26 protein-coding genes and 4 pseudogenes are annotated in these 26,334 nt (G+C 67.6%); 14 read left to right on the top strand and 16 right to left on the bottom strand.

Annotated elements, in window-relative coordinates; all coding sequences use genetic code 11:
* Window positions 1–196: 196 nt before the first annotated feature.
* The 3 genes and pseudogenes from J2X45_RS08200 to J2X45_RS08190 form a co-directional block, all read left to right on the top strand.
* A pseudogene (locus J2X45_RS08200) lies at window positions 197–291 on the top strand (hypothetical protein); the annotation flags it as partial.
* A 474-nt stretch (window positions 292–765) separates the two neighbouring features.
* Window positions 766–3,546: a hypothetical protein gene (locus J2X45_RS08195; RefSeq protein WP_310213552.1), complete on the top strand. Its 2,781-nt coding sequence runs from the start codon at window positions 766–768 to the stop codon at window positions 3,544–3,546.
* A gap of 67 nt (window positions 3,547–3,613) precedes the next feature.
* Window positions 3,614–3,868, top strand: a pseudogene (locus J2X45_RS08190) (response regulator transcription factor); the annotation flags it as partial.
* A gap of 235 nt (window positions 3,869–4,103) precedes the next feature.
* Here J2X45_RS08190 and uvrB read toward each other — a convergent pair.
* The 9 genes from uvrB to J2X45_RS08145 all read right to left on the bottom strand — a co-directional run bounded on the left by uvrB (window position 4,104) and on the right by J2X45_RS08145 (window position 11,903).
* Entirely contained in the window at window positions 4,104–6,353 is a 2,250-nt protein-coding gene (gene uvrB, locus J2X45_RS08185) for an excinuclease ABC subunit UvrB (protein WP_310213551.1), read from the bottom strand.
* A 195-nt stretch (window positions 6,354–6,548) separates the two neighbouring features.
* The gene (locus tag J2X45_RS08180; RefSeq protein WP_310213549.1) at window positions 6,549–7,115 is read right to left on the bottom strand and encodes a DeoR family transcriptional regulator; all 567 of its coding nucleotides are present in this window, start codon (window positions 7,113–7,115) and stop codon (window positions 6,549–6,551) included.
* Window positions 7,090–7,812: an SDR family NAD(P)-dependent oxidoreductase gene (locus J2X45_RS08175; protein WP_310213547.1), complete on the bottom strand. Its 723-nt coding sequence runs from the start codon at window positions 7,810–7,812 to the stop codon at window positions 7,090–7,092. Before J2X45_RS08175 ends, J2X45_RS08180 begins: the two co-directional genes overlap by 26 nt.
* Window positions 7,809–8,315, bottom strand: coding sequence for a DUF3429 domain-containing protein (locus J2X45_RS08170; RefSeq protein ID WP_310213542.1), 507 nt, complete (start codon window positions 8,313–8,315; stop codon window positions 7,809–7,811). The genes J2X45_RS08175 and J2X45_RS08170 overlap by 4 nt, the downstream gene beginning before the upstream one ends.
* A gap of 97 nt (window positions 8,316–8,412) precedes the next feature.
* Window positions 8,413–9,114 carry a TetR family transcriptional regulator gene (locus J2X45_RS08165; protein WP_310213621.1) on the bottom strand — a complete coding sequence of 234 codons (702 nt, stop codon included), beginning with the start codon at window positions 9,112–9,114 and terminating at the stop codon, window positions 8,413–8,415.
* An 82-nt stretch (window positions 9,115–9,196) separates the two neighbouring features.
* Window positions 9,197–10,471, bottom strand: coding sequence for a flagellin (locus J2X45_RS08160; RefSeq protein ID WP_310213539.1), 1,275 nt, complete (start codon window positions 10,469–10,471; stop codon window positions 9,197–9,199).
* A gap of 214 nt (window positions 10,472–10,685) precedes the next feature.
* The gene (locus J2X45_RS08155) at window positions 10,686–10,901 is read right to left on the bottom strand and encodes a 4-oxalocrotonate tautomerase family protein (protein ID WP_310213536.1); all 216 of its coding nucleotides are present in this window, start codon (window positions 10,899–10,901) and stop codon (window positions 10,686–10,688) included.
* A 4-nt stretch (window positions 10,902–10,905) separates the two neighbouring features.
* Window positions 10,906–11,277, bottom strand: coding sequence for a nuclear transport factor 2 family protein (locus J2X45_RS08150; RefSeq protein WP_310213533.1), 372 nt, complete (start codon window positions 11,275–11,277; stop codon window positions 10,906–10,908).
* The gene (locus tag J2X45_RS08145; protein WP_310213530.1) at window positions 11,274–11,903 is read right to left on the bottom strand and encodes a glutathione S-transferase C-terminal domain-containing protein; all 630 of its coding nucleotides are present in this window, start codon (window positions 11,901–11,903) and stop codon (window positions 11,274–11,276) included. Before J2X45_RS08145 ends, J2X45_RS08150 begins: the two co-directional genes overlap by 4 nt.
* A gap of 117 nt (window positions 11,904–12,020) precedes the next feature.
* On the opposite strand from J2X45_RS08145, the gene J2X45_RS08140 reads away from it, so the two are divergent.
* Window positions 12,021–12,374: a helix-turn-helix domain-containing protein gene (locus J2X45_RS08140; protein ID WP_310213527.1), complete on the top strand. Its 354-nt coding sequence runs from the start codon at window positions 12,021–12,023 to the stop codon at window positions 12,372–12,374.
* A 108-nt stretch (window positions 12,375–12,482) separates the two neighbouring features.
* Complete coding sequence (locus tag J2X45_RS08135) at window positions 12,483–14,573, top strand: response regulator (RefSeq protein ID WP_310213525.1); 2,091 nt, start codon at window positions 12,483–12,485, stop codon at window positions 14,571–14,573.
* A gap of 6 nt (window positions 14,574–14,579) precedes the next feature.
* Here J2X45_RS08135 and J2X45_RS08130 read toward each other — a convergent pair whose 3' ends face one another.
* On the bottom strand, window positions 14,580–14,948 hold the full coding sequence (locus J2X45_RS08130; protein WP_310213522.1) for a cytochrome c: 369 nt from the start codon (window positions 14,946–14,948) through the stop codon (window positions 14,580–14,582).
* A gap of 178 nt (window positions 14,949–15,126) precedes the next feature.
* Between J2X45_RS08130 and J2X45_RS08125 the strand changes: the two genes are divergently transcribed.
* The 3 genes from J2X45_RS08125 (at window position 15,127) to J2X45_RS08115 (ending at window position 18,002) form a co-directional block, all read left to right on the top strand.
* Window positions 15,127–15,456 (top strand): PadR family transcriptional regulator, encoded by a 330-nt coding sequence (locus J2X45_RS08125; RefSeq protein ID WP_310213519.1) that lies wholly within the window; start codon window positions 15,127–15,129, stop codon window positions 15,454–15,456.
* Window positions 15,457–15,488: 32 nt separating this feature from the next.
* Entirely contained in the window at window positions 15,489–16,460 is a 972-nt protein-coding gene (locus J2X45_RS08120) for a hypothetical protein (RefSeq protein WP_310213515.1), read from the top strand.
* A 417-nt stretch (window positions 16,461–16,877) separates the two neighbouring features.
* Window positions 16,878–18,002 carry a cell wall hydrolase gene (locus J2X45_RS08115; protein WP_310213513.1) on the top strand — a complete coding sequence of 375 codons (1,125 nt, stop codon included), beginning with the start codon at window positions 16,878–16,880 and terminating at the stop codon, window positions 18,000–18,002.
* Here the strand turns inward: J2X45_RS08115 and J2X45_RS08110 are convergent.
* On the bottom strand, window positions 17,968–18,789 hold the full coding sequence (locus J2X45_RS08110) for an SDR family oxidoreductase (protein WP_310213511.1): 822 nt from the start codon (window positions 18,787–18,789) through the stop codon (window positions 17,968–17,970). The genes J2X45_RS08115 and J2X45_RS08110 overlap by 35 nt on opposite strands.
* A gap of 178 nt (window positions 18,790–18,967) precedes the next feature.
* Window positions 18,968–19,147, bottom strand: coding sequence for a YegP family protein (locus J2X45_RS08105; RefSeq protein ID WP_096050390.1), 180 nt, complete (start codon window positions 19,145–19,147; stop codon window positions 18,968–18,970).
* A 150-nt stretch (window positions 19,148–19,297) separates the two neighbouring features.
* Between J2X45_RS08105 and J2X45_RS08100 the strand changes: the two genes are divergently transcribed.
* Both J2X45_RS08100 and J2X45_RS08095 read left to right on the top strand, forming a co-directional pair.
* Window positions 19,298–19,855: a DUF1003 domain-containing protein gene (locus J2X45_RS08100; protein WP_310213504.1), complete on the top strand. Its 558-nt coding sequence runs from the start codon at window positions 19,298–19,300 to the stop codon at window positions 19,853–19,855.
* Entirely contained in the window at window positions 19,852–20,763 is a 912-nt protein-coding gene (locus tag J2X45_RS08095; RefSeq protein WP_310213501.1) for a carbon-nitrogen hydrolase family protein, read from the top strand. The genes J2X45_RS08100 and J2X45_RS08095 overlap by 4 nt, the downstream gene beginning before the upstream one ends.
* Window positions 20,764–20,802: 39 nt before the next feature.
* On the opposite strand, the gene J2X45_RS08090 is transcribed toward J2X45_RS08095, so the two are convergent.
* Complete coding sequence (locus J2X45_RS08090) at window positions 20,803–21,741, bottom strand: GlxA family transcriptional regulator (RefSeq protein WP_310213499.1); 939 nt, start codon at window positions 21,739–21,741, stop codon at window positions 20,803–20,805.
* A 95-nt stretch (window positions 21,742–21,836) separates the two neighbouring features.
* Here J2X45_RS08090 and J2X45_RS08085 point away from each other — a divergent pair, with 95 nt between their 5' ends.
* Entirely contained in the window at window positions 21,837–22,517 is a 681-nt protein-coding gene (locus tag J2X45_RS08085; RefSeq protein ID WP_310213497.1) for a DJ-1/PfpI family protein, read from the top strand.
* A gap of 3 nt (window positions 22,518–22,520) precedes the next feature.
* On the opposite strand, the pseudogene J2X45_RS08080 reads toward J2X45_RS08085, so the two are convergent.
* Together J2X45_RS08080 and ygiD are read right to left on the bottom strand one after the other, a co-directional pair.
* Window positions 22,521–22,628, bottom strand: a pseudogene (locus J2X45_RS08080) (hypothetical protein); the annotation flags it as partial.
* A gap of 30 nt (window positions 22,629–22,658) precedes the next feature.
* Complete coding sequence (gene ygiD, locus J2X45_RS08075) at window positions 22,659–23,429, bottom strand: 4,5-DOPA dioxygenase extradiol (protein WP_310213495.1); 771 nt, start codon at window positions 23,427–23,429, stop codon at window positions 22,659–22,661.
* Between the two features lie 118 nt (window positions 23,430–23,547).
* On the opposite strand from ygiD, the gene J2X45_RS08070 reads away from it, so the two are divergent.
* From J2X45_RS08070 to J2X45_RS08060, 3 genes are all read left to right on the top strand, one after another.
* Window positions 23,548–24,714, top strand: a complete 1,167-nt coding sequence (locus J2X45_RS08070; protein WP_310213493.1) for an acyltransferase — start codon at window positions 23,548–23,550, stop codon at window positions 24,712–24,714.
* A 196-nt stretch (window positions 24,715–24,910) separates the two neighbouring features.
* The gene (locus J2X45_RS08065; protein WP_310213491.1) at window positions 24,911–25,297 is read left to right on the top strand and encodes a hypothetical protein; all 387 of its coding nucleotides are present in this window, start codon (window positions 24,911–24,913) and stop codon (window positions 25,295–25,297) included.
* A gap of 49 nt (window positions 25,298–25,346) precedes the next feature.
* Complete coding sequence (locus tag J2X45_RS08060; protein ID WP_310213490.1) at window positions 25,347–26,120, top strand: tyrosine-protein phosphatase; 774 nt, start codon at window positions 25,347–25,349, stop codon at window positions 26,118–26,120.
* 12 nt (window positions 26,121–26,132) lie between these two features.
* Here J2X45_RS08060 and J2X45_RS08055 read toward each other — a convergent pair.
* A pseudogene (locus tag J2X45_RS08055) lies at window positions 26,133–26,267 on the bottom strand (hypothetical protein); the annotation flags it as partial.
* Between the last annotated feature and the right edge of the window lie 67 nt (window positions 26,268–26,334).

Here is a 26,334-nt window from a genome sequence, read left to right as displayed (position 1 = left end):
CCCCAGCGGGGGAGGTGTCCGCGCAGCGGGCGGTGGGGGAAGTGCTGGAACGCCGGCCTCTTCCCCCTCCGTCGTCTCTTCGAGCCGACACCTCCCCCGCTGGGGGGAGGATTTCGCACACGCCGCCGCTTCACGCGATCGCTCGCTGAAGTCATGGAAAGGGCTGCGGAGCGCCGGACATCCGTCTGGAGTGTGTGTGGTGTGTACCGTTTCGACGAAGCCGAACGCTCCGCGCAGCCGTTATCCGCCAGCGTCCCGTCAGGTGGCCCTGTTCAGGCCTTACCGGGACCCGCGCCACCGGTTTCCCGGGCGCGCGACGGTCACTAAACGATCTGCGCCATGGGATTGCACATGGGTACAAACTCCCTCTCAACTACGAAGAGGTTCATGCTCACGTTGCGGCGCTGGAGGCAGCTAACGTCGAATTTACAGGCCATTTCGCTTCGAGTCTTAAGATTGCTCGGGAGCTCGGTTACGACGAACTCTTTGGATTGATGCATGAGTAAACAAAGCATCTATTGTTAGATTTATAATTTACATTGGATGATGCCGGTAGCGAAAATCTAATCATTTGAGGATCAATAAGTGCCCTGCCAATCTCTCGGCGAGACTGCCGGCCAATTCTGGCAATCCTCGGAATCTACTAGATTGTGCACAAAGGCACGAATATCCGTTCGATTGCCCCGCGAACGGAGATAGGTGTCGTGATTATCTTGGTCGCAGAGGCCCATGAGAGGTCCTGCGTTTCATACGGGAGCACCGGCAATGGCCTACACGTTAGATCAACTAACCGCTGCCTACCGGGCCGCCAACAATGGCGTGCAGCCCGACACAGCTGCTTCGGTCGAGCTGCAGGTGATCGCCCACAGATTGCTGACCGGCTGGATCACAGACCAGACCGCCATGTCCTATGTGATCAACAGCGCCGACAACGATGTTTCCGTCGCGGTCCAAGTCTACCAGTTCTTCACCGCCAAAACCCCGACCAAGGCCGGCCTCGACTATCTGGTCAACTCTCCCGCCAACCCAAACGACCTGAACGACCCCTATTACGCGAAGTTCGGACTGGAAGACCGCTACATCAATTTCGCGCTCAACCTCGGCGTTTTGGGTGAAGGCGCCGCCCACTTCAGCGCCGTCTATGGCGGTCTGACCTTCGACGCCTTCGTCACCGCCGCCTACCAGGCCATAATCGGCTCCAGCTACGCCATCGCCGCCGGAATCAACCCCGCCGCCGCCATCGCAGACATCACCAGCCGCAAGGCCAATTTCGAAGCTATCGCCCGTCAGGCCGGCGTGATTGGCGCCACCTCCACTGCGGCCCAGGTCGACATCGCCGTCAAGGCGGCGCTGGTCGGCTATCTGATGGGCGAGGGGGTAAAGGCCGACGTGGGCCTGTACGCCGCCGGCGCTAACAACTTCATCCACGCCCTCGTGACAGGCAACGCCCAGTACGGCGTCGACCTAACCACGGTTTATTCCTCGCTCGGCGGCGGCATGGGCAACAACCACGCCCCGCCGCCGCCGCCGCCGCCGCCGCCGCCCGAGGCGGTAAGCCAGTCTTACATCCTGACCACGGCCGCCGATACCATCACGGGCGGCGGCGCCGACGACACCTTCACCGCCTATATCTCCGCCGGCGGCCCGAACAGCACGCTCAATACGACCGACGTCCTCAAAGGCGGCGGTGGGGCCGACACATTGGTCCTGACAGTGGACGGGGCCGGCGCGGGCGCCTTCCCCGCAGCGACCATCACCGGCATCGAGGGGTTCAGGATCAACGAGACCGGCGGCACGGACGGCGTCTACGACTTCGCCGCTGTCTCTGCTGAGAACTCTGTGGTCAACAACAAGAGTACTGACGCCGTCACCTTCAACAACATCGGCACGGGCGCGTCGCTCAGCATCGTCGGCGACGGGGCGGTCACCAACGGGGCCACCACCTTCACCATGGCCGCGGCCACCGACACCGTAATCCTGAACCTGCAGGGCGGCCTGAAGGGCGGGGCCAACATCACTCGCAACCAGACAGGCGCGGCCACGGTGGTGATCAATTCCACCGGCGGCGCCAATGTCGTCGGCGTAATCGACCTCGACACAGCTACCGCACTGAGCGGCCTCACCATCAACGCCACGACCAACCTGACCGGCGCGCTCGCGGCTGACTACGCGGTCGCCTCCACCCTGACGGTAAATGGCGAGGGTCAGGTCGACCTCTCCGCCGCGACCCTCAGCACCAACTTCAGCCAGATCAGTTCCGCGGCGCAGACGGCGGGCGGTCTCATCGTGAAGGTCGGCGCGCTGACCAAGTTCACCGGCGGAACGGGGAACGACGGCGTTTATGTCGACGCCCTGGTCTATAACAACCCGGCGATCACCGCCGTTGGCGGCGGCGGAACCGACACAGTCCGTTTCACCGATCAAGCGGCACTGACCGCCACCACCGCCCTCTACCTCACCGGCTTCGAGGTCATCGCCCTGGCCGACGACGACGACGGCGCCCTCGACACCTTCGACGCCTCGCTGATGGCTGGGATCCAATCGTTCGTCCTAGGCGCCGACTCCGCCGGCGACGGCTATTCGGTGACGAACCTCAGCGTGGCCCAGGCGGGTGCGATCACCATCAGCGGCGCCCAGACCGTGGCCCCGACCCTTGCCCTGGCCAACGCTGCCGGCGGGACCGACGTGGTGTCCATCACTGTCAACGATGGCCTGGCGGCGGTGAACACCCTGAGCGTGGCCAACCTCAACATCGCTAGCGTCGAGACCGTCAACCTAGCCCTCACCGACAACCTGACGCTGTCCTCGATCGCCGGCCTGACGGGCTTCACCAAGCTCGCGGTCACCGGGGCAGGGGCGCTCAACCTGACGACCGGGGCCCTGGCGGTGAACCCCGCCACGACCATCGACGCCTCGGCGGCGACCGGGACTGTGACCATCAACGCGTCGGCCGCCACAGGCAACGGCCTGACCCTCAAAGGCTCGTCCACCCAGGCCAACACCCTCACCGGCACAACACAGGCGGACACCATCGTCGGGGGGGGAGGCGCCGACATCCTCACCGGTCGTGGAGGCAACGACACCCTCACAGGCGGAAATGGCGCCGACATTTTTGTCGTCACAAACCTTACGCAAGCGGCCAATGGCACGGACAGCTACACCGACTTCAACTTCGGGACCGCAACCACCGCCGTCGACCAGATTCGCGTCGACGTCACCTCCACCACCATCAGATTCGGCACCGCTAGCGGTGGCATCACCGCCGCCTCGGGTACGGAAATCCTAATCTTGGATGTTAACACGTACGCAAACGCCAACGCGGCCCAAACCGCGGCCCGTTCGCTCTTCGGCGACAACGACAACGTCGCCGAGGCCATCGTGATCTGGCAACTTGACGGTGGGGATCTACAACTGTCGACCTATACGGACTTCAGTGCAGACGCGACCGCCAACGGCACTTTGCAAACCCAGATGGTCACCTTCGTTGGCCTGACCCTGGCCAACGCCGCATCGCTGATCAACGCGGGCGACTTCAGTCTGATCTAATCCCCAGATCTCGGCTCTCCCGTCTAAGCGAAAGCCTGAACCCGCCCCTCAAGGGCGGGTTCAGCGTGCCATCAAGCTGGGCGCCTGCCATTACTTGGCCAAGCCCTCCAACACCGACGACATCGAAGCGGCCTTCCAGAAGCGCGAGGGCGACGCGGGCGCGATGATCGACGGTCGCGCGACGTCGATCAAGAATCTGGAGTGGGAACGGATCCACCAAACCTTGGTCGAGACCGAATTCAACATTTCCGAAGCGGCCCGCCGGCTTGGCATGGACCGGCCCACCCTCGCCCGGAAGCTCGAGAAGCCCCGCATCGCATGAGTGTGCTGACCGCAGGCGGTCCAAACGCCAACTGAGCGGAACCGGGGCGTCTCTTGAGACCGACCGGATCTGCGTCGCTGTCTGTGGATAGCGGGTTCGAGCGTGCTTGAGGTGCAGGCGGACGACTAAAGATGCCAGCAGCCCGGCACGCCGAATGTCTTCTTGCCGGAGCGAACGCAAGTTCTGCATTGGCGTATTCCGCCCCCCTCCCTCTACGGGGAAGGAGCGTCCGGTCTTACAGCCGCTTCTTCCGGAACGCCTCGGCCTGCTCGGCCCGCAGCTCGGCGCGCACCCGTTTGGGGGCGGTCTTGTCGACCGCCTCGCCCGGGGCTGTGAGGACCTCGTTGGCGAACTCCAGGTCCATCAGCTTCATGCGCTTGATCTCGTCGCGCAGGCGGGCGGCGGTCTCGAATTCGAGGTTGGCGGCGGCCTCGCGCATCTTGGCCTCCAGGTCCTTGAGCGCGGCCTTGAAGTTGTCGCCGCTGAACGGGCGGTCGTCGGTCTCGGACAGGCCCATCGGCACCAGCACGCGGTCGCCGCGCTCGTAGGGGCTGTTGAGGATGTCCTTGATGTCGCGCTTGACGCTCTCGGGCGTGATGCCGTGCTCGAGGTTGTAGGCGTGCTGCTTCTCGCGGCGGCGGGCGGTTTCGGCCATGGCCCGCTCCATCGAGCCGGTGACCCGGTCGGCGTAGAGGATGACCTTGCCGTCGACGTTCCGCGCGGCCCGGCCGATCGTCTGGATCAGGCTGGTCTCCGAGCGCAGGAAGCCTTCCTTGTCGGCGTCGAGAATGGCAACGAGGCCGCATTCGGGGATGTCGAGGCCTTCGCGCAGCAGGTTGATGCCGACCAGCACGTCGAAGTGGCCCAGGCGCAGGTCGCGGATGATCTCGATGCGCTCGATGGTGTCGACGTCGCTGTGCATGTAGCGGACGCGGATGCCCTGTTCGTTCAGGTACTCGGTCAGGTCCTCGGCCATCTTTTTCGTGAGGACGGTGACCAGGGTGCGGTAGCCCTTCTGGATGGTCTGGCGGATCTCGTCGACCACGTCGTCGACCTGGGAGGCGCCGTCCTTGGACACCGGGCGCACCTCGACCGGCGGGTCGATCAGGCCGGTGGGGCGGATGACCTGCTCGGCGAAGACGCCGCCGGCCCGCTCCAGCTCCCAGGCGGCCGGGGTGGCGCTGACATGGACCGACTGAGGCCGCATGGCGTCCCACTCCTCGAACTTGAGGGGGCGGTTATCCAGGGCCGAGGGCAGGCGGAACCCGTACTCCGCGAGCGTCCATTTGCGGTTGCGGTCGCCCTTGTACATGGCGCCGATCTGAGGAACCGTCTGGTGGCTCTCATCGGTGAAGAGCAGGGCGTTGTCGGGGATGTATTCGAAGAAGGTCGGCGGCGGCTCGCCGGGTTTGCGGCCCGACAGATAGCGGCTGTAGTTCTCGATGCCGGCGCACGAGCCGGTGGTCTCGATCATCTCCAGATCAAAGGTCGTGCGCTGCTCCAGGCGCTGGGCTTCGAGCAGCTTGCCGTTGGCGACCAGCCAGTCGAGGCGCTCCTTCAGCTCCTTCTTGATCTCGACAATGGCCTGCCGGAGCGTCGGGCGCGGGGTGACGTGGTGGCTGTTGGCGTAGACCTTGATCATCTCAAGGTCGGCGGTCTTCTTGCCGGTCAGGGTGTCGAACTCCGACAGGGCCTCGACCTCGTCGCCGAACATCGTCACGCGCCAGGCGCGGTCCTCGTAGTGGGCGGGGAAGATCTCGATGGTGTCGCCCCGGCGGCGGAACGTGCCGCGCTCGAAGGCCTGGTCGTTGCGCTTGTACTGCTGGGCGACGAGGTCGGCGATCAGCTGCTTTTCATCCACCCGCTGGCCGACCTCCAGGGTGAAGGTCATGGCGGTGTAGGTCTCGACCGAGCCGATGCCGTAGATGCACGACACCGAGGCCACGACGATGACGTCGTCGCGCTCCAGGATCGCCCGGGTGGCCGAGTGGCGCATCCGGTCGATCTGCTCGTTAATCGAGCTGTCCTTCTCGATATAGGTGTCGGTCCGGGGGACGTAGGCTTCGGGCTGATAGTAGTCGTAGTAGCTGACGAAGTACTCGACCGCATTCTCCGGGAAGAACGACTTCATCTCGCTGTAGAGCTGGGCGGCCAGGGTCTTGTTGGGGGCCAGGATCAGGGCCGGGCGCTGGGTGCGCGCGATGACCTGGGCCATGGTGAAGGTCTTGCCCGAGCCGGTGACGCCGAGCAGCACCTGGTCCTGGTCGCCGTTCTCGATGCCCTCCACCAGTTCGGCGATGGCGGTCGGCTGGTCGCCGGCGGGCTGGTAGTCGCTGACCAGCTTGAACTTGCGTCCGCCCTCGGACTTGTCGGGCCGCGAGGGGCGGTGCGGGGTCCACAGCGCCGGGATCGCGCCGCCCGGAACCGTGTCCAGCACGAAGGGCGTCGAGACGTCGGAGACGCCGGAGGTGTCGCGAGAAGGCATGGGCCCAAGTTAGGAGCGCGGGTCGTCGAACGCTAGAGCGTGACGCCGAAAGTGGAAGCCGGTTTCGGCGTTAGTCACGCTCTAAGTATATGATTTAGAGCCTTCTTATCGCTTCAAAACGATTCCGTTTTGAAGCGGAAGGCTCTATGGGCCTGCTGACGAGGAGTGGCAGCAGGCTGGCGGCAGACTCCGGCCCTACGCCGCCATGTTGGCGATGTGCTGGCGGTTGATGCGGATGACGCCCAGTTGCTCCAGCGACAGCAGCAGGCGCCACAGCTGCGACAGCTCCAGGCCGAGCGAGCGGCGCATGGCCGGGCTCTCCAGCGCCTTGAGGTTGATGGCCAGGCCCGCGCTGAGGCCGCTGCGCTCGCCGTCGTCGTCCTCCAGCGGTCCCATGCGCTCGACCAGGCCCCGGGCGACCAGGGCCTTGAGGCGGCGGCGGACGGTCTCGCTGGAGACGTTCAGCGCGGCGGCCACGCCCTCGATCGACACCGGGTGACGCTCGTCGCCGGCCTCGGGATCGCTCAGGCCGGCGCGCTGGCTGCTCGGCAGGTGCTGCAGGTTGGCGGCGGCGATCGTGTGGACGATCAGGAACTCCAGCGGGTCCAGATCCATGGCCCGTTGCCGGGCGTCGATCCAGTTGAGGACGAACGTCGTGGTCGTGCGGCGGACGGCGCGGGCGACATCGCTGGGGATCAACATGCGGGGCGTCTCCGAGGGGGGAAGGGCGAGCGGCTCACCAGGGGATGGGCTGGCCGTCATGGGCGAAGAAGCCGCCGCTCTGGGCGGACTCCAGCTGGGACAGCACCTTGAGCAGGCGCTGGGCGGCGTCGTCGGGGGTGAACAGGGTCTTGGGCGAGCGCGCGAACGGCGCGCTGAGATCGGTGGCGACGGTGCCGGGGTGCAGCGCCACGCAGACGGCGCGGGGGCGCTCGCGCTGCAGTTCCAGCGCCTGGCAGCGGATCATCATGTTCAGCGCCGCCTTGCTGGCCCGATAGGCGTGCCAGCCGCCCAGGCGGTTGTCGCCGATGCTGCCGACCCGCGCCGACAGGACACCGACGAGGCTCGGCTCGTCCTTGGGCAGCAGCGGGGTCAGGTGCTTGAGCGCCAGGCTCGGGATGACGGCGTTGACCTCGAACAGGCGCTGCATCGCCGCGGCGCTGACCGAGCGCATGCTCTTTTCCGGCGTCAGGTCGGTGTCGTGCAGCAGGCCCGTGGTGATGAGCAGCAGGCTGAGAGCCCCCCGCTCGCGGACCTGGCGGGCGAGTTCGGCCAGGGCGGTCTCGTCCAGCAGATCCAGCGCCAGGAACGGGGTGCGGGGATCCTCGGGCCAGTCGTCCGGGCGGGCGCGGCCGACGCCGATAACGGCGCTCCAGCCGGGTTCGGTCGCCAGACGCGCCACGAAGGCGCGGCCAAGACCGCCGCTGGCGCCCACGACGACGGCGAGACGTCCGCTCATGTCGGCGTGCTCGCCAGCAGGGCGCCGACCAGCAGCGACCCGCAGGCCACGATCGTCAGGGGAAGGCGCAGCTTGCGATACCAGTCGGGCAGGGTCTGGGCCGTCATGTCCCACACGCCCTGAGCCGCGAGCGCCAGGGCCAGTCCGAGGAGGCCGCCGGACACCATCGCGGGCGAGCCGGCCCCGGCCACCAGGGCCGCGACGCCGAAGCCGATGATCGGCGGGGCCATGGCGATCACCAGGGTGGCGACGTCCGCCCGCGCGCCCAGCGCGGCTTGCGCGGCCCGGACGCCGCCGAGAAAGGCCAGGATCGCGCCGGCGTAGGCGGCCTGGGCGATCCAGGCCGTCCCCGCGGGCAGCAGGCCGGCGAGAAACAGCAGCGGCGGGGCGACGAACGGGATCAGGCCCAGAGCGCCGAGCACGGTCATGGCCCTGGCGGCGCCGACGCCGGCGCGCGGTCCGCTATCGCTGCGGGGCTCGAGGATATGGATAGCGCCGTCCATGGGGCGTCTCCCTCGGTCAAACCTGATCGAGGGTTATTTAGTGTATCGAGTGGTATAAAGAAAGGGCGGCAAACCGCTTAAGGGTTTGCGCTGGCGTCTAGCGCCAGTCGGCGGCCGCCAAGACCGGCTCCGGCGGCTCGTCGGTCCCCCACACAGGCGGTGAGGTCGCGAAGGCGCGTAGGAACGCCCCGCAGGTGCTGGCGATCAGCTTTTCCAGGTTCATGGCGCGCAAGTGCGCGCCCTCCAGCTGGTCCTGGTGCAGGCAGGCCAGCAGCAGCGGGGAGACCAGTTGCAGCGCCGCCATGCGCGGATCGACATCGGCCCGCATCTCGCCGCGCGCGATGTGCAGTTGGAGGCGCGCCTCCAGGGCCTGCAAGGTCGGCTCGACGATATGCTCCAGGGCGGGGCGGCCGTAGTTGGAGTCCAGCAGGCCCTCGGCCAGGCTGAGCGCGAACACATCGCCCAGGCGCACGGTCTTCTCCGCACGCAGCGCGTCGACCAGGCTGCGGGCGTAGGTGTAGATGGAGGCCTCGAAGGGCAGGTCGCTGACGCGCTGGGCGTCGAGGCCGATGCGCCCGCGGCGCAGGCACTCCTCCAGCACCGCCTCGATCACCGCGCGGCGGTCGCCGAAGTAATGGCGCAGGGTCGGCGGCGTCACCTCGGCGGCGGCGGCGAGGTCGCGAAAGCTCGCGCGCTCGCCCCCACGCGCCATCAGGTGGAGCGTCATCTTCTCCAACAAGTCGCGGCGCTTGGCCTCGTGGTCGAGGTCCCTGGCGCCCTTGGTTCTGGACAAGGTGATCGTCCCCTTTCGGCGGGAAGATACGTTCGGCGCCGCAGCCGCGCAAACCTTGGCCCCCTCGAAGCGGTGGAGTAGGGGGCGGTCAGTTGAACAGGCTGACGACCCAGCTCTGCTGGCTGTTGGCGATCGACAGCGCCTGTGCGGCGAGGCTGGCCGAGGCCTCCAGCGCCTGCAGGCGGGCGGACTCGCGCGCCAGATCCGCATCGACCAGATTGCCGACGCCCGTCGACAGCGTGTCGCTCATCAGGCTGTTCTGGACCATCAGTCCGGCGAAGGCTTGCTGCCGTCCGCCGAAATACAGGCCCGCCGCGCGCGTGGTGTTCAGAGCCTGCTCGACCACCTCCAGGATCCCGCCGACATTGGTCCAGTCGATGGTGTCCAGGTCCAACGCCTCGGCCGTCAGCGGCTGCGAGGTGACAAGCTCGGTCCCGCCGTTGGGGTCCGACGCGAAGTCGTAGCCGGTCGCCGAAGAGGTGGTGACGTCGGGCACGGTAAAGCTGGTGGTGGTCGTCGTTGGCCGCACGCTGGCCAGGGGCTGAAGCGCGATCGCATCGACCGCCCACGCCGTGCCGGCCAGACTTCCCGCCTCGTTGAAGCGAAACTCGATGTCGCGGCCGCTGATGGGGCTGTAGTCGAAGCTGAGGATCGAGCGGCCTGACACGGCCGTCCCGGCCCCCACCGTCGCGCCGCCGCCCACATAGGCCTGGCCCGTGGCCGCCCGCCGCGCGCCGCCCTGCCAGATCTCGAGGACGTCCGGCACCCCGTAGGCGTCCAGATAGAGGTCGATACGGCCCGGCGCGGCGCCGCCGTCGCGGAGGAAGGTCTGGGCGGCCACGCCCGAGGCGTTGACGAAGGCGCCCCCCAGGCTGGCCGGGGTCGCCGCCGTGGTCACGGGGTTGTAGGTGGTCTGGCTGTAGGTCACCGAGCCGGTGGTCAGGTTGTCGGCCAACGGCCGCTTGCCGTCGAAGACCGCCTGCAGGGCGACGCGGTTGATCTGGCTGACCAGCATCTTCACGTCAGCGACCAGGGTTTGCTGGGACGGCTCATCGAGAGACGGATCGCGCAGCGCCAACGCCTTCTCACGGGCCAGCACCAGGAAGTCGTGGATCTGCTCTACGCCGGCCGCCGCGACATCCAGAAGCGAGGCGCCTCGCGCCAGGCTGTCATTGACGACCTGGAAGCTGCGCGCCTCGGTCGCCATACGCTTGGATATGCTCCAGGTCGCGCCGTTGTCGCGCGGCGAGTCGATGCGTCGACCGGTCGAGACGCGGTTCCCCGCGCTCGCAAGCCGCGCATCCGCTTCGGACAAGGCCGCAGCGCCGCGCAAGGCGTTCAGACTGACGCCGCCCCCGACCAAATCGCAATTCCCCCGTGAGGCTCGCGTTCCCTCGGCCTCCAAGGTTGTTTTTGCGATGGGCGAGGTTTACGCGGCCTTAACGTCGTATCATCGTTCGTCGACCTTCGGGATGGACGCCGCCGGTCAAGGTTACGGCCGCTCGGCCGGGCGTGAGACCCCCGAGGCTTGATCGCGGACGCGGCGTTCCTTGAGCGCCGCGTCCGCATCCGGCGTGTCAGGTCTTCGCCGGCCGTTTCAGGGCCCGGTAGGCCTCGACGGGCAAGCCGCCGACGCCCCAGTTTTCAAGCGCGATCTCGTCGATGACGACGAAGGTGGTGCTCGGGTCCTTATCCAGCACATCGCTCAGAAGCGTGGTCACGCCTTCGATCAGGCGGGCCTTCTGCTCGGCGGTGACGCCTTCACGCGTCACCTGGATGTTCACAAAGGGCATGGGCTCATCCTTTCTCGATAATCTGGAAGACCTTGGCGATGATCCGCCAGCGGCCGTCCTCTCGCACGAGGGTCAAGAGGTCGACGAAGTCGCGCGCGCCCAGCGTGCAGCGCACCCGAGCGGCGGCGGCGTTGTCGCCGGCGAAGGCGATCTCGTCGATGATGTCCCGACGCGGATCGGCCGAGGCCGCCGGCGGGGTGCGTTCGCGCACCACCTCGAAATAGGTGGGCATGTCGCGATAGAGCGGCGGGGTCTCGTCGGCGGTCGCGTAGATCGCGCGCGGATGAAAGACCTCCGCAAGCAGGTCGACGTCGCAGGCGTAGAGCGCGTCGAAGTACTTCTGGAGAACGTCCTGGACGCCGGCGAAGTCGCTCATGCGGCCTCTCCGGCGGGCAGGAGACCCTCTTCGACCAGCGCGCTGCGGACGGCCGGACGCGCCTGGACCTGGTCGACGAACCGCGCCGTATAGGGCCAGCCCGCCAGGGAGACGCCGATGAAGCGCGTCCAGTTCAGGACCACGAAGAGATAGGCGTCGGCGACGGTGAAGCCTTCGCCCAGCAGATAGCGCCGGCCGTCGGCCAGCTGGCGCTCGACGTCGTCGAGGCGTCGACCCAGATGGGCCTGGGCCTGGGCCTTCTCGTCAGCGCTCATCGCCCGTCCCGAGAACCAGGGCGCGAAGGCCTTGTGCAGCTCCGAAGATGTAAAGGCCAACCACTCCTGCAGCCGGACGCGCTGCAGGCCGCCCGCCGGCGGCGCCAAGGCCCGCTCCGGCGCGAGGTCGGCCAGGTACTGCAGGATGGCCGGGTTCTCGGTGATCACGACGCCCGGGCTGATCTCCAGCGCCGGGACATGGCCCTTGGGATTGATCTGCTTGTAGTCCGCGCCGGTGGCGGTGGTTCCCTTGGCCGTGTCGACGGGAACGGCCGCGAACGGCAGCCCCAGCTCGATCAGGGTGATACGGGCGGCCAGCGAACAGGCGCCGGGCTTGAAGTAGAGTTGCATGGCGACGTCTCCAGTTTGAGTGCCGCCGCGCACCTATGGACACAGGTCACCCTTGCCAACCTGGTTTCCAAGGGTTACCGCGTTTTGACGTTTCCCGGCGGTAACCGAAAGTCCTGCATGGTCCTGAAAGTCCGCAAGAACCGCAGCACGCCGCCGCCCGAGCCCTGCGCCCTCACGGAATGCATGGCCGTGATCGCCGGGGCCTGGGCGCCGAATGTGATCTGGCATCTGCGCGCCGGCCCAAGGCGGTTCAGCGAGCTGCGGGCCGACATTCCGCCGGTGTCGGCCAAGGTGCTGTCCCAGCGCCTGAAGGAACTGGAGGCCAAGGGCGTGCTGTCGCGGACCATCCAGCCGACCTCGCCGCCGTCGGTGGAGTATGCGCTCACGCCGCTGGGCGAGGGCCTCGTCCCGGCGCTGGAGGCCATCGTGGCGGTGGGGCATAAGCTCAAGGCGGTGCGCGCGGGCGCATAGGCGCCTGCGTCAAAAAGCGACATCTCCGCGACCCCGCGCGAAGGGGGCCGCGAACCCCAAATCAAGTACTAAGGCTACCGACGCGAAGTTTGGGGTGCGATCGCAGCGATGGACATGTCTGCAACGGCTCGGGAGATCGCGCGGGTTCGGGCGCTTCTGGATCTGGGCATCCTGGACACGCCGCCTGAGCCGGAGTTCGACGACATCGTCTATGCGGCGCAGGAGGCCTGCCAGGCGCCGATCGTCGTCGTGTCGCTGATTGATGACCATCGCCAGTGGTTCAAGGCCCGACTCGGGATCGAGGTCTGCGAGACCGAGCGGGATGTCTCGTTCTGCGCCCACGCTGTGGCGCAGGCCAGCACGCTGCTCGTGCCGGATGTGACGCTGGACGCGCGCTTCAAGCACAATCGGTTCGTGACCGGTCCGGAGCAGGTCCGCAGCTATGCGGGCGCGCCGATCATCACCGAGCAGGGCGTCGCTATCGGCGCGGTCGGGGTGATCGATCAACGACCGCGCGACTGGACGGCGAAGGAGGTACAGGCTCTCGAACGTCTGGCGCGGATCACCGCGCGCCTGATCGAGATGCGCGCGCGCTGCGAACTCGCGGACGTCCAGGCGCAGCAACTGCTGGACCTGGCGGCCGAGGGCGTGCAGTTCCGGACGATCTTCGCAGCCATGCGCGAAGGGGTCGTGCTCCAGGACCGGACCAGCACGATCCTGCGGCATAACCCCGCCGCCGCCACGCTTCTGGGACTGACCCACGACCAGTTGCTGGGCAAGAGCTCGATCGACAATGACTGGCGGATTGTCGACGCCTCGGGGGCGCCGCTGCCGGTCGAGGCTCAGCCCTCGATGGTATGCCTCGCCACGGGCGAGCCGGTCCTGAACTTTGTTCTGGGGGTGCATCTTCCGGACAACACGCTGCGCTGGCTCAGCGTCAATTCGCTGCCGATCTTCGACAAGGTCGATGAGCCGCCGACCCTGACGGTGACGTCGTTCATCGATGTCACCGAGCTGCGCGCCAGAGAGACCGAGCTGCGTGAGGCGCTTGAGCTGGCCGAGCGCGCCAGTCAAGTCAAATCCCAGTTCGTCGCCAATGTCAGCCACGAGATCCGCACGCCGCTAAATGGCGTGATCGCCCTGGCCTCGGCCTTGCGGCAAAGCGAGCTGAACGATCGCCAGCGGGAGATGGTCGAGATCATCGTCGAGTCCGGGACGACCCTGGAGTCGATCCTCAGCGCGCTGCTGGACCTGGCCAAGATCGAGGCCGAGCGCATGGAGCTGGAGATCGTCCCCTTCGGGATCGAGGACCTGGTGCGCTCGTCGACCGACCTTTTCAAGATCAAGGCTGACAACAAGGGGCTCGGGTTCGACGTTACGGTTTCAGCGCCGCCCGGCGCGCGCTATTGCGGGGACGCCCAGAAGATCCGTCAGATCCTCTGGAATCTGCTGGCCAACGCCATCAAGTTCACCGACGCGGGCGCCATCGGGGTCAGCGTAGAGGTCGAGGGTTCAGACGCGGCCGCACAGACGCTGCTCATCGAGGTGCGCGACACGGGCGTGGGTCTCTCGCCGGACATGGAGCGCGTGCTGTTCGAGCCCTTTATCCAGGGCGACGCTTCGGTGACGCGCCGGTTCGGCGGCACAGGCCTTGGCCTGACGATCTGTCGCGCGCTGGCCCGGATGATGGGCGGCGACATCGAGGCGGTCGCCGGGGCAGAACGGGGCAGCGTGTTCCGGGTCCGACTACCGGTGGCCGCCGCCGAGCCGGAGGTTTCGCCGTCGAGCGAGGGCGAGGCGGATCTCGCCGCCGCCATGAAGATCCTGCTCGTCGAGGACAATCCCAACAACCGCCGGGTGGTCGAGCTCTTGCTGGAGCCGACCGGCGCGGAGCTGGTGATGGCCGAGAACGGCGCGGAAGCGCTGACCCTCCTGGCCGCCCAGGGTTTCGACCTGATCCTGATGGACATGCAGATGCCGGTGATGGACGGCCTGACGGCGACGCGCGAGATTCGCCGCCTGGAAGCGGGCGCAGGCGAGGGGGGCGGGCCCACCCCGATTGTGATGATGACGGCCAACGCCTCGCGCGAACACCGCGAGGCCGCCTTCGCCGCCGGCGCTGATGGGTTCATCACCAAGCCGGTGACGCCGGCCACCCTCTACGCCGGCATCAACACGGCGCTGACGGTGGCGGCCTGAGCCGGGTCAGCGCGGGTCCAGGCTGAGCAGATAGGCCTTGAGGTCGGCGCGCTGGTCGTCGTCGAACTTGACCTGCGGCATGCGCGGGTGAGTCTGGGGCGAGCCCTCTTCCGGCGGGGATGCGGGCGACAGCATGCCTTCCGACAGCACCTGGTCCAGGCGGCCCGGCGGATAGCGCAGATAGAGCTTGGCGAACGCCGGGGCGCCGGGGAGGGGGCTCTTCAGGTCGCTCACGGCGTGGCAGGCGCCGCAGTGGCGCTGGGCCAGCTTCTGACCGTTGACCGCCGAGGCCTGGGCGTTTGCGGTGCTCGCCGCGATCAGGAGGCCCCCCGCGAGAAGGGGGGCGGCGGCGAGTTTGGCGGTCTTGCGCGGCATGGACGAAGCTCCTGTTCGCGCCCAGCCTACGGCAATCCTGGCGATCGGGCAGCGAGTAAGAACACCTACCGGCACGGTTCGGTGACCGCGGTTCGTTCGGCGTTGACTCGCTCAATTACTGTGTGACATACAGTGTGCGTCACACACCATGTGATGCACACTATGTGGCGCACACCGAATGCCGACCGATACGGACATCTTTGAATCGCTCCGCCAGGAGCTGCGGCGAGGGACCCTGATCCTCGCCGTGCTCGCCCAGCTGCGGGAGGAGCGCTACGGCTACAGCCTGCGTCAGGCCCTCTCGACCGTGGGCGTGGAGATCGACGAAGGCGCGCTCTATCCGATGCTGCGGCGGCTGGAGGCCCAAGGGCTGCTGGCCAGCGAGTGGCGCGAGGAAGACAAGCGCAAGAAGCGTTTCTATCAGCTGTCGAGCGAGGGGAGGGCTGTGCTGGTCCGCCTGGCCGACGAATGGCGCGCGATCAACGCCGCCCTGGAGCCTCTGTTGTGACAGCGGCCACTCTCACCAAAGGACCCCATGACATGAGCGATCTGATCGATCGTTACCTCGGCGCTGTCGCCGCCCTGCTGCCCAAGGCCTCGCGCCAGGACATCGTCGCTGAGCTGCGCGACCTGATCGTCAACCGCATCGAGGAGCGCGAGGCGGCGCTGGGCCGTCCGCTGGACAAGCGCGAGACCGAAGCCCTGCTGCGCGAGATCGGTCATCCGATCGCCGTGGCCGGCCGATATGGCTCGCGCACCGCCCTGATCGGGCCGGAGATCTATCCGTTCTGGCTGTTCGGCGTGAAGGTCCTCTTGGCGGTGGCGGCCCTGGCGGCGGTGATCCCGGCGGGCGTGGCCCTGCTGACGGCGCACGGCGACGCGCGTCTGGTGATGCGAACGGTCACGGACTTCATCCCCACGGCCCTGACCCTGATCGGCGCGGCGACCCTGATCGGCGCCGCCGTCGAGCGCGGCTGGATCGGGACCGAGGGCTTCCGCAACTGGAAGGTCAGCGATCTGCCGCGGGTCCCCAAGTCCAAGGAGTGGTTCTTCAAGAGCCGCTTCGATGGCCTGTTCGAGCTGGTGGCGACATTGCTGTTCATCGGCTGGTGGACAGGTGTTGTGGCGTTCCCCGTGAGCAATGTCATCACGACGCGCGGCGGCGAGGCGTTCCTGCAGATCTCGCCGGTTTTCCAGCAACTTCACATGCCGATTCTGGTCCTGGCGGTCGTGCAGGTGGTTTCGTCGCTGTTTCTGGTCGCCAAGCCTGGCTGGACGGCGGCTCGCAACCTCGCGGAGATTGTCGGTGCGTTGGGCGGCTTGGCTCTGGTCTGGGCGCTGTGGCCTGCTCAGCCTCTCGTCACGGTTCTGGCGCCCGCCGCCAATGAAGCGGGGCTGGAGAACCTTCAGCGCAGTTTGGACCTCACCTTCCAGGTGATCCTATGGGCCACCGCCGCCATCAATCTGAGCAAGGTCGTTGTCCATGCTTGGCGCCTGATCCGGGGGCGCTGACCAGGGACCCGCGGGGGCTCGCCAGAGTCCCCGCGCGGGCCTGTCTCGTTAACCTTGTGTCCGCGTCGAGTAACGATAAGTCCCGCCTGAGAATCCGGCAGGTTCGGCTGAACACAAGCGGTGCAAGGCTTTCGCGACGACAAAAAAACGCCGATCGGACTTGTCCAGCTTTTCGCGAGGATTCAAGGCGTTAACGATTGGACTGTGCGACGGTTGCGCGCAGATGCGATGTCGTGGACCCTCCAGTGCTTGCGAGTCGGTCACGGATACGTCATAAGCCGCTACAAGTAGGACCTTGGCCACAGCGTGATACGGCCAGTCCTCCGCTTCGGAAGAGTCTCCGCCAGTGATTTTCGCGGGGTTTCCGGGGCGCTTTTGTCGGGGAGCCGGAGGCTCTCGCCGCGCAGGACACGAGTTTTGTATATCAAGTCGCAGACGCGCGCGGACGCGCGCGGGCTGGTCGGCGCCGTATTGGTGGGATCCATCACGGGTCTCGCCCTGGGCGGCGTTTACCTTCTGGGTGGCCTGGCTCAATCGGCCTCCACCCACGCCCGCGTCGCCCGATTGGCGGAAGGCGCTTCGGGGGACTTCTCCGAGGCGGCGATGCTCAGCGCTTCTACGCGTATGGACCCCGGCGCGCTCGCCGTGGCCAAGCGTCACGATCCCTATCTCTTCGCCGCCGTCGATCAGCGTGATCGTCAGTCGGCGATGCTGGCCGCTCGCCTGGAAGGCGCTGGATCGGCCCTGCTGCCCGGCCAGAGCGGCCGCACCGGCCCGCTGATGCTGCGCGCCAGCTTCGGCACGATGTTCAACGGCGGCGGCGCGGGTCCGTTCCAGCTGGGCAACGCCCTGCAGAGCTCACGCGAGCTCGAATGCCTGGCGCAGGCCGTCTATTACGAAGCCCGTGGCGAGACCCCCAGCGGCCAGGCGGCCGTGGCCCAGGTGGTGCTCAACCGCGTGCGTCACCCGGCCTTCCCGAAGTCGATCTGCGGCGTCGTGTTCCAGGGCGCCTATAACCGCACGGGCTGCCAGTTCAGCTTCGCCTGCGACGGCTCGATGCGCCGCGCCCGCGACATCGGCGCCTGGAGCCGGGCCCGCAAGGTCGCCACGCGCGTCGTGGCGGGCACGATCGAGAGCCCGGTCGGTTCGGCCACCCACTTCCACACCGTGCATGTGTCGCCGGGCTGGGGGCCGCGCCTGCAGCGCGTGACCCAGGTGGGCATGCACATCTTCTATCGCTTCGGTCGCCGCAGCGGTGTTTCCACCCAGTCGCCGACCGTCGACGACATCGCGCCGTCCGAGATCGCCAGCCTGACCGCCGACGGTCATGGCCCGGTGGCCTATACGAGCCTCGCGCGTCTGGAGACGCCGAACGGCGCGCCGGGCGTTGGTGGTCCGATCGGCCCGGTCAGCGAGCCGGCCTCCGCGCCGGCCGCCGCCAAGGCGCCGGCTCTGACGCCGGTCAAGGCGCCCGTCAGCGACAAGCCGGCGATGGACGGCCTGAAGGCTACAGTAGGGGCCGCGAGCGGAGCTGCTTCCTGACGCTGCCGGGCATGTGGCTGCTGGCGAAGCGCATCTGCTTGGCCCGCTTGCCCACCAGGTAGTGCAGGGCCTTGCCGTGGGCGGCCTCCCAGACCACCTGGGCGGCGTCCTCGACAGGATAGACCTCCAGGCCGCCGGCCTTCAGCGACTCTGACATCGACTTGTTGGAGCCGTCCGAGGCCGCGTTCAGGATCGGCGTCTCGACGAACCACGGCATGACGCAGGCCACGCTGACGCCATAGGCGGCGTATTCGACGTCCAACGCCTCTGACAGGCCCCGCACCGCGAACTTGGTGGCCGAATAGACCGCCAGCTTCGGCGAGCCATAAAGGCCCGCGCACGAGGCCACATTGATCAGCCGTCCGCCGGCCGCCTTCAGCAGCGGCAGACCCGCGCGGGCGCCGTTGATCACGCCCTTGATATTGATGTCGATCTGGATGTCGCAGTCGGCGTCCGACATCTCGCTCAGCATGCCAAAGCGCGCGACGCCGGCGTTGTTCAAGAGGGCGTCGGCCTTGCCGCCGGTCTCGCGGCCGAATTCGCCGAGGGCGTTTTCCCAGCCCTCGCGGTCGCGGACGTCGAGGGGATGGATCGAGCCGTTCTCCGGGCCGATCGCCAGCAGGGCGGCCTTGAGCCCCGCCTTGTCAATGTCCGACAGGCCGACGAACCAGCCTTCCTTGGCGAAGCGTTTGGCGCAGGCCAGGCCGATGCCGCTGGCCGCGCCCGTGATGAAGATGCTCTTGCGACCGTTCGCCGGCATGGACCCCTCCCGTATCATTGTTATCAATGATCAGATGCCGAACGGGCGGAGGGGTCAAGTGTCGTGGAGCAGTTCCTCCCCCGCGATGCGGGGGAGGTGGCCCAGAGGGTCGGAGGGGGCGAGCTGGAAGGTCGCCGCACTGGCCCCCTCAGTCGCTCCGCGACAGCTCCCCCGCATCGCGGGGGAGCCTCTGGTCGCGCGCCGATCAGTCCGTCTGGTCGTCGATCTCGGCGTCCGGGCCATTCTTCTTGATCGACTCGATGGCGTTCTTGGCCGAGGCCTTGGACGCGTAGCCTTCGGTCCAGAAGATGGTTTCGCTGTTGTAGGTGAAATAGGCGACGAACTCGCCGGCCTTGTTCTTCTTGATCACGAACTTATGGGCCATGGCGCTTCTCCTTTTGAAAGCCTGGACGTCGTCGGCCCCACCCGACGGATCAAGCGTCGCCTTGCCGAGGCCGCCGTGTCAATCGCGCTCTTGTCACGTTCGGGTCCGGCCGCCGATGATGCGGGCTCCCTGTTCTCAGAGTCTCCGTCCATGTCGCACGATCGTCTCGACCAGCTTTCCATGGATCTGCTGGGCAAGTCCTACGAGGACCTCAACGACGTCCAGAAGCGGGTGATCGACCTGATCCTGGCCGAGCAGCCGTCGGACCCGCGGGCGGTGTTCGACGAGGGCACCTTCTGGACGCGCCTGGCCGACAAGGTCGCGGCCATCGGCGGCTCCTGGAGCTTCATCGGCGGGTTCGCCCTGGCCCTGCTGCTGTGGATCGGGCTGAACGTGGCTCTCAAGCCGATGCATCTGGCGTTCGACCCCTATCCGTTCATCTTCCTGAACCTGCTGCTCTCGACCGTGGCGGCGATCCAGGCGCCCGTGATCATGATGAGCCAGAACCGCCAGGCGGCGAAGGATCGCCTGACCGCCGAGCACGACTATGCCGTGAACCTGCGGGCCGAGCTCGAAATCATGCGGGTGATCGACAGGGTCGACGCCTTGCGCAGCGACGAGCTGATGATCCTGTGCCGCGAGCACGCCCAGCGCCTGGCGCAGCTGCAGGAGGAGGTGGCGATCCTGCGGGCGGAGCGGGGCGGGTGAGCCTGACCCTCGCCACCGCCCAGTTCGCCGTCAGCGCCGACATCGACGCCAACCTGGCCGCGATAGAGCGTCTGATGCGCCAGGCTCGGGCGGACGGCGCGGATGCTGTCCATTTTCCGGAAGCGGCCCTGTCTGGCTATGCGGGCGTCGATTTTGCGAGCTTCGAGGGCTTCGACTGGGCGCGTCTGGAGGCGGCGACCCGCCGGGTCATGGCGTTGGCGGGCGAGCTTGGGCTCTGGACGATCCTCGGCTCGGCCCATCCGCTGTCCGAAGGGCGCAAGCCGCACAACTGCGCCTATGTCATCGACGCCTCGGGCGCCCTCGTCGACCGCTACGACAAGCGGTTCTGCGCCGGCGACGTTGCGGGGCTGACCGGGGATCTGGCCCACTACACGCCGGGCGACCATTTCGCGGTCTTCGAGATCAACGGCCTGCGCTGCGGCGTGCTGATCTGCCACGACTACCGCTATCCCGAGCTCTATCGCGCCTATCACCGGCGGGGCGTGCGGCTGATGTTCCACGGCTTCCACGCGGGCGGGCTGTCGGTCGAGCGGTTCGCGGCGATGCAGGCCGACGTCGGCCGCCATCACCTGACGGGCGGGACCACCCTGCCGGCGATCACCATGCCGGCGGGCATGATCGCCAGCGCCTCGAACAACAACCTCTGGATCAGCTGTCCGAACTCGGCGGCGCCGAAAAGCTGCTGGCCGTCGTTCGTGGTCCGCCCGGACGGGGTGATCACCGGGGCGCTGGAGCCCGAGACCGAAGGGGTGCTGCTGTCGGTGATCGACCCCGACGCGGCGATCTACGACAGCACCGTCGCCTGGCGCGACCGGGCCATCGACGGGGTGCTGCACTCGGGCGAGGTGGCGGACGATCCGAGGTCGAGGGACCGGACGGGGCTTTAGGGACGCCAAATTTGATCCCCCTCTCATGGAGAGAGGGATCTAGATAGCCCGCGCCCGCCGCAACGCCTGGGGCGGTTGGCCGAACGCGCGGATGAACGCCCGGCGCATGCGCTCGGGATCGCCAAAGCCCGTCTCCAGGGCCACGTCCTCGACCTGCAGCGGCTGGCTGTCCAGCAAGGCGCGGGCGGCCTCGACGCGCAGGCGTTCGACGGCCTTGGCCGGGGTGACGCCGGTCTCCTGGGCGAACAGGCGGGCGAAGTTGCGGGGACTCATGGCGGCGCGGTCGGCCAGTTGCTCGACGGTCAGCGGCTCGGCCAGGTTCTGGCGGGCCCAGGACAGCAGGGCGTCAAAGCGGCCGGGGCGCAGGTCGATCAGGGCCGAGTGCTGCGACTGGCCGCCGGGACGGTGGTGATAGACGACCAACTGCTGGGCCGTACGGCGGGCCACGGCCTCGCCTTCGTCGGCGCCGATCAGGGCTAGGGACAGGTCGATGCCGGCGGTGATGCCGGCCGAGCTCCACACCGACCCGTCCTGGATCCAGATGCGGTCGGGCTCGAGCCTGATGTTCGGGTAGCGGCGCTGGAAGTCCTTGGTCCGGCTCCAGTGGGTGGTGGCGCGTTTGCCGTCCAGGAGGCCAGCTTCCGCCAGGACATAGGTTCCCGAACAGACGCTGGCGACGCGGCGGGCTTGCCGACCGGCCTCGCGGACGAAGGCCAGGGTATGGGGGCAACTGGCGGGAACCTTCACAGCGTCGCCGCCCGCGACGAGCAGGGTGTCGAGCGGCGGCGCCTCGGCCAGAGCCTTGGTCTGCACGACCATGCCCGAGGTGCTGGGGATCAAACCGCCGCGCAGCGACAGAAAGTGCAGGCTGTAGGCGCCCGGCGACAGCCGTCCGGCGATCTCGAACGCCGCGATCGGGCCGGTGGCGTCCAGCAGCTGGAAGCCGGGATAGACGAGGAAGCCGATCGCGCGGGGCATGTCGGAGGGCTCTGGCTGAAATCGCGGGAACTATGTCATTTCCGCCAGCGCCTCGTCGAGTCATCTTCGCGCTAGAATGTGACGGAGACCATCGCATGAGCCAGACCCTGCAGATCGTGATCGCCCTTTTTCCCGGTGTCACGCACCTGGACTTCACCGGCCCGCACCAGGTGCTGTGCCGCCTGCCCGGCGCCAAGGTCACGGTGGCCAGCCTCGCCGGCGGCGAGATCGAGGCCGACGGCCTGGTCTTCGCCCGCCTGCCCAAGCTGTCGGACATCGAGACCTGTGACGTGCTGATCGTGCCGGGCGGGTTTGGCACGACCCAGGCGATGGGCGATCCCGACTTTATCGCGGAGATCCGCCGGTTGGCGGATGGCGCGAAATACGTCTGTTCGGTCTGCACCGGTTCGCTGGTGCTGGGGGCGGCGGGGCTGCTGAAGGGCAAGCGCGCGGCCTGCCACTGGGCCTGGCGCGACCAGCTGGCGCTGTTCGGCGCGATCCCCGACGCCTCGCGGGTGGCGCGGGACGGGCGCTACATCACCGGCGGCGGGGTGACGGCGGGCATCGACTTCGCCCTGACCCTGATCGCCGAACTGGCCGGGGATGAGGTGGCGCAGGGCATCCAGCTGGCCGTCGAGTATGCGCCGGCCCCGCCATTTAACGCGGGGCGGCCAGAGACCGCGCCGCCGCAGGTGCTGGAACGGATCACCGCGCTCTACGGCAAGGGGATGGAGGAGCGGATCGCGGCGGCGAAGGCGGCGGCGGGGGTGCTGTGAGTTCCCTCTTCCAAAGGGAGAGGGAGGGGCCCGCCGCGAAGCGGTGGGAGGGTGAGGGGTTACGAGGTTTGACGGCGTGCCGGCGCTCCGTCAGACGCCGCACCCCCTCACCCCAACCCTCTCCCCATGGGAGAGGGGGTTTCACCCCACCTGCACCCCGGTCATCGAGATCGCCGCGAACACATCGTCGGTGAAGAAGCTCACCGGCTCGCCCGGCGTCTGGGCGCCCAGCACATAGAGCAGCGGCAGGTAGTGTTCGGCGCTGTTGATCGACGCCTCGGCGTCGGAGCCAAGGCCGCGCCAGTCGATCAAGGGATCGTGGTCGCCGGCCAGGATCAGGCGTTTGGCGGTCTCGTTGAAGCGGTCGGCCCAGGGCGGCGCTTCGGGGCGGCGGAAGTCGGCGGCGCGCAGGTTGTGGACGATGTCGCCGCTGCCCATGATCAGCACGCCCTCGTCACGCAGCGGGGCCAGGCGCCGGCCGGCCTCATAGTGCCAACGGTCGCTCTGGCCGCGATCCAGGCTCAGCTGGATGACGGGAATGTCCGCCTGCGGATACATCGGGGCCAGCACGCCCCAGGCGCCGTGGTCGAGCCCGCGCGTCGGATGCTGGACCACGGTGTCGGGCGCCAGCAGGTCCGCCACCCGCGCGGCCAGGGCCGGGTCGCCCGGCGCGCCATAGCGCACGTCAAACAGGGCCTGCGGGAAGCCGAAGAAGTCGTGGATCGTCTCGGGCGCCGCCGAGGCGCTGACCGCCGAGGCGCCGCGCGTCTCCCAATGGGCGCTGACCATCAGGATGGCCTTGGGGCGCGGCAGTTCGGCGCCCAGCCGCGCCCAGTCGCGGCTCCAGGCGTTCTCCTCGATGGCGTTCATCGGCGAGCCGTGGCCGACGAACAGGGCGGGCATGCGGGACATGGCGATCCGGCCTTATCAGAAACAGTATAGGTTACAGATAGTGGCCGCGACGCCATGGCGCAAGATGACGTTCGGGTGACGGCTTCCGCCCCCGGACGCGCTTTGCTATGCGGCGACCGTGACCGCCGCGCCGCCCCAGATTCCCTCAGACGGGACCCCTGTTCCAACCGAGCCGACGGCTCAGTCGGTCAGCCATGCGCCGGTGCGGGAAAACGTTCGCGGCGGGGCTCTGGATTTCCTGCGTTTCCTCGCCTCGCTGCTGATCGTCGTCTACCACTATGGCGCCGAGAGCCCGATGCGGATCGAGCGCTTCGCCCAGGTGTTCTCGCGCGGCTTTTTGGCCACCGACTTCTTTCTCATCTTGTCGGGCTATGTGCTGGGCCGGGCCTATGGCGCCTCGACCCTGAGCGGGCGCCTCAGCACGCCGCAGTTCTGGGTGCGCCGCGCCGCGCGGGTGTGGCCGGGGCATCTGGCGGTGCTGGCCATGCTGGCGGTGCTGGTCCTCGTGCTGAACGCCGTCGGCACCGACGCCCACAAGCCCAGCCGCTTCGCCTGGGACCAGTTGGTTCCGCAGGCCCTGCTGATCCACGCCTGGGGCTTCCCCAGCGATGGTTGGAACCTGCCCAGCTGGAGCCTGTCGGCGCTGATCGTCTGCTACGCCCTGTTTCCCAGCTTCTGGCGCGCGGTCAGCAAGATCCGCCACGCCTGGCTGTTGCCGCTGCTGGGCCTCGTCATCCTGGCCGCCTTCGAGGTGCTGGCCGAGACCGTGTTCGACCAGGGGCTGGCGGACCTGCGGTTCCAGTTCGGGGTGGTGCGGGCCCTGCCGCTGTTCATCCTGGGCGTCTGCCTGGCGCGCACGGTCGACATGCGCTGGCCCTCGGAAGGCGCGGCGTACGGCCTGCTGTGGGGCGGGGTGGCCTTACTCGTGATCACCCAGCCGCTGGACCGCTACGCCCTGCCGGACCCGCTGCTGTTCGACGCGCCCTCGCTGCTGGCCATCGCCATGATCGTGCTGGGCGCCGGCCGCCTGCCGGTCAAGCGTCCGCAGACGTGGATCGAGGAGGGCGCCAAGCTGTCCTTCGCCCTGTTCATCACCCACATCTTCGTCGGGGTGATCTACTGGAGCGCCGTGCACAAGCTGATCGACACCGTGCCGATCGGCATCGGCTGGCAGTGGCTGATGTGGCTGGCCGGCTTCCCGCTGGCCTATGGCGGGGCGTGGCTGTTCCACCGCTATATCGACCAGCCGCTGCAGGACCGCATCCAGCCGCTGCTGCGGCGATAGGGTCTTTCTCCTGGTGTCATCCCGGCCGGAGCGCTTCGCGCGTAGAGCCGGGAAACAGGGGCGGCGCGCACTGAGTTTCTTCTCCCCCTGGGTCCCGGGTCGGCTGCGCCGCCCGGGATGACGCGGTTTCTAGTGCTACCGGTGGCTGGGAGCATCCAAGGTCAGGCCCGACCCGTAACAGCGTTATCGATCCCCGTTGGAGACGCACATGCTGGCCCTGATGCTCGCCCTTTCGCTGCAAGCGGCGACCCCGCCGGGTCCGCTCGCCGGCGACTGGGTCGTTGACCTGTCGGCCACGCCTGCCGAGCCATACTTCAAGGGCATGACGCTGAAGCTCGAGGCCGACGGTACGGTGACCGGCAGCTTCTATGACAGCGAGATCCTGGCCGGTCGCTGGAAGACAGCCGGCGGCCGCACCTGCGCCAGCTTCCGCACCACCGACGGCGCGGGGCCCTACCACACCAGCGTCTGCCAGGGCGCGAGCGGGCTTGAGGGCCAGACCTGGGCCGAGCACCGCAACTTCGTCTTCCTGTGGCGCGCCAAGCCGGCGACGGCCGAGGACCGCAAGGCGATGTGGTGGTGACGGAGGGGACGCTTTCCTAGAACGCCCCCGTTCGTTAAGTCACCCAGCCATGACCAGACTGATCCCCCTGCAAGGCGTCGAGAATTTCCGTGACTTCGGCGACTACGCCGCAGGCGAAGGACGGTTGAAGAAGGGCGTCCTGTTTCGCGCCGCCCACCAGGCCGAAGCCACCGACGAGGACCTCGCGCACCTGGCCTCGCTGGGCATCGCCGCCCTGGTGGACCTGCGCCGGCCCAACGAGCGCGAGCGCGCGCCGTCGCGGCGCTGGGACGGCTTTTCGGCGACCGTGATCGACAACGACCTGGGCATGACCGGCGAGGATCCCTGGCACACCTTCCTCAAGGAGTCGGATCTCTCCCTGGAGTCGATCCACGCCTACATGGACGAGTACTACCGCCGCGCCCCGTTCAAGGAACGGCACCTGGACCTCTTCAGCCGCTATTTCCAGGCTGTGGCCAAGGGGGAGGGCGCGGTGCTGATCCACTGCGCGGCGGGCAAGGACCGCACCGGCATCCTGGCGGCCCTGACGCATCACATCGCCGGCGTGTCCGACGACGACGTCATCGACGACTACCTGCTGACCAACGATCCGACCCGTTTCGAGCGGCGCGGCCACATCTTCCAGAAGAACATCTTCGAGATGACCGGCAAGCGTCCGACCGAGGCGGCCATGCGGGCGGCCATGGGTGTGGAGGCTCGCTACCTGGCGGCTGCGTTTGCGGCGATCAACGAGCAGTACGGCTCGCTGGACGGTTATCTCGAAAACGCCGTGGGCCTGGACGCGACGACGCGCGAGGCGGTGGCGGCGCATATCCTGCTGTAAACGACCGGGCGGCCGCCCTCGCCCTTCGACAAGCTCAGGGTGAGGGCGACTGTTGGCGCCGGTTTGCACAAAATCCTCATCCTGAGCTTGTCGAAGGACGAGGATTTCCGTCCCGCGCGTCGCCCTCCCTGAATCGGGAAACCCCAATCGGTAAGGTGACAAACGCCCGTTTAACCGCCAACCTCGCCTGACGGTCCCGCCAGAGGACCGCTCT

The organism is Caulobacter sp. BE264, from assembly GCF_031457805.1.
Lineage (GTDB): Bacteria > Pseudomonadota > Alphaproteobacteria > Caulobacterales > Caulobacteraceae > Caulobacter.
Note: the sequence above shows the minus strand (reverse complement) of the source record. Positions and strands in the feature narration are given on the sequence as shown.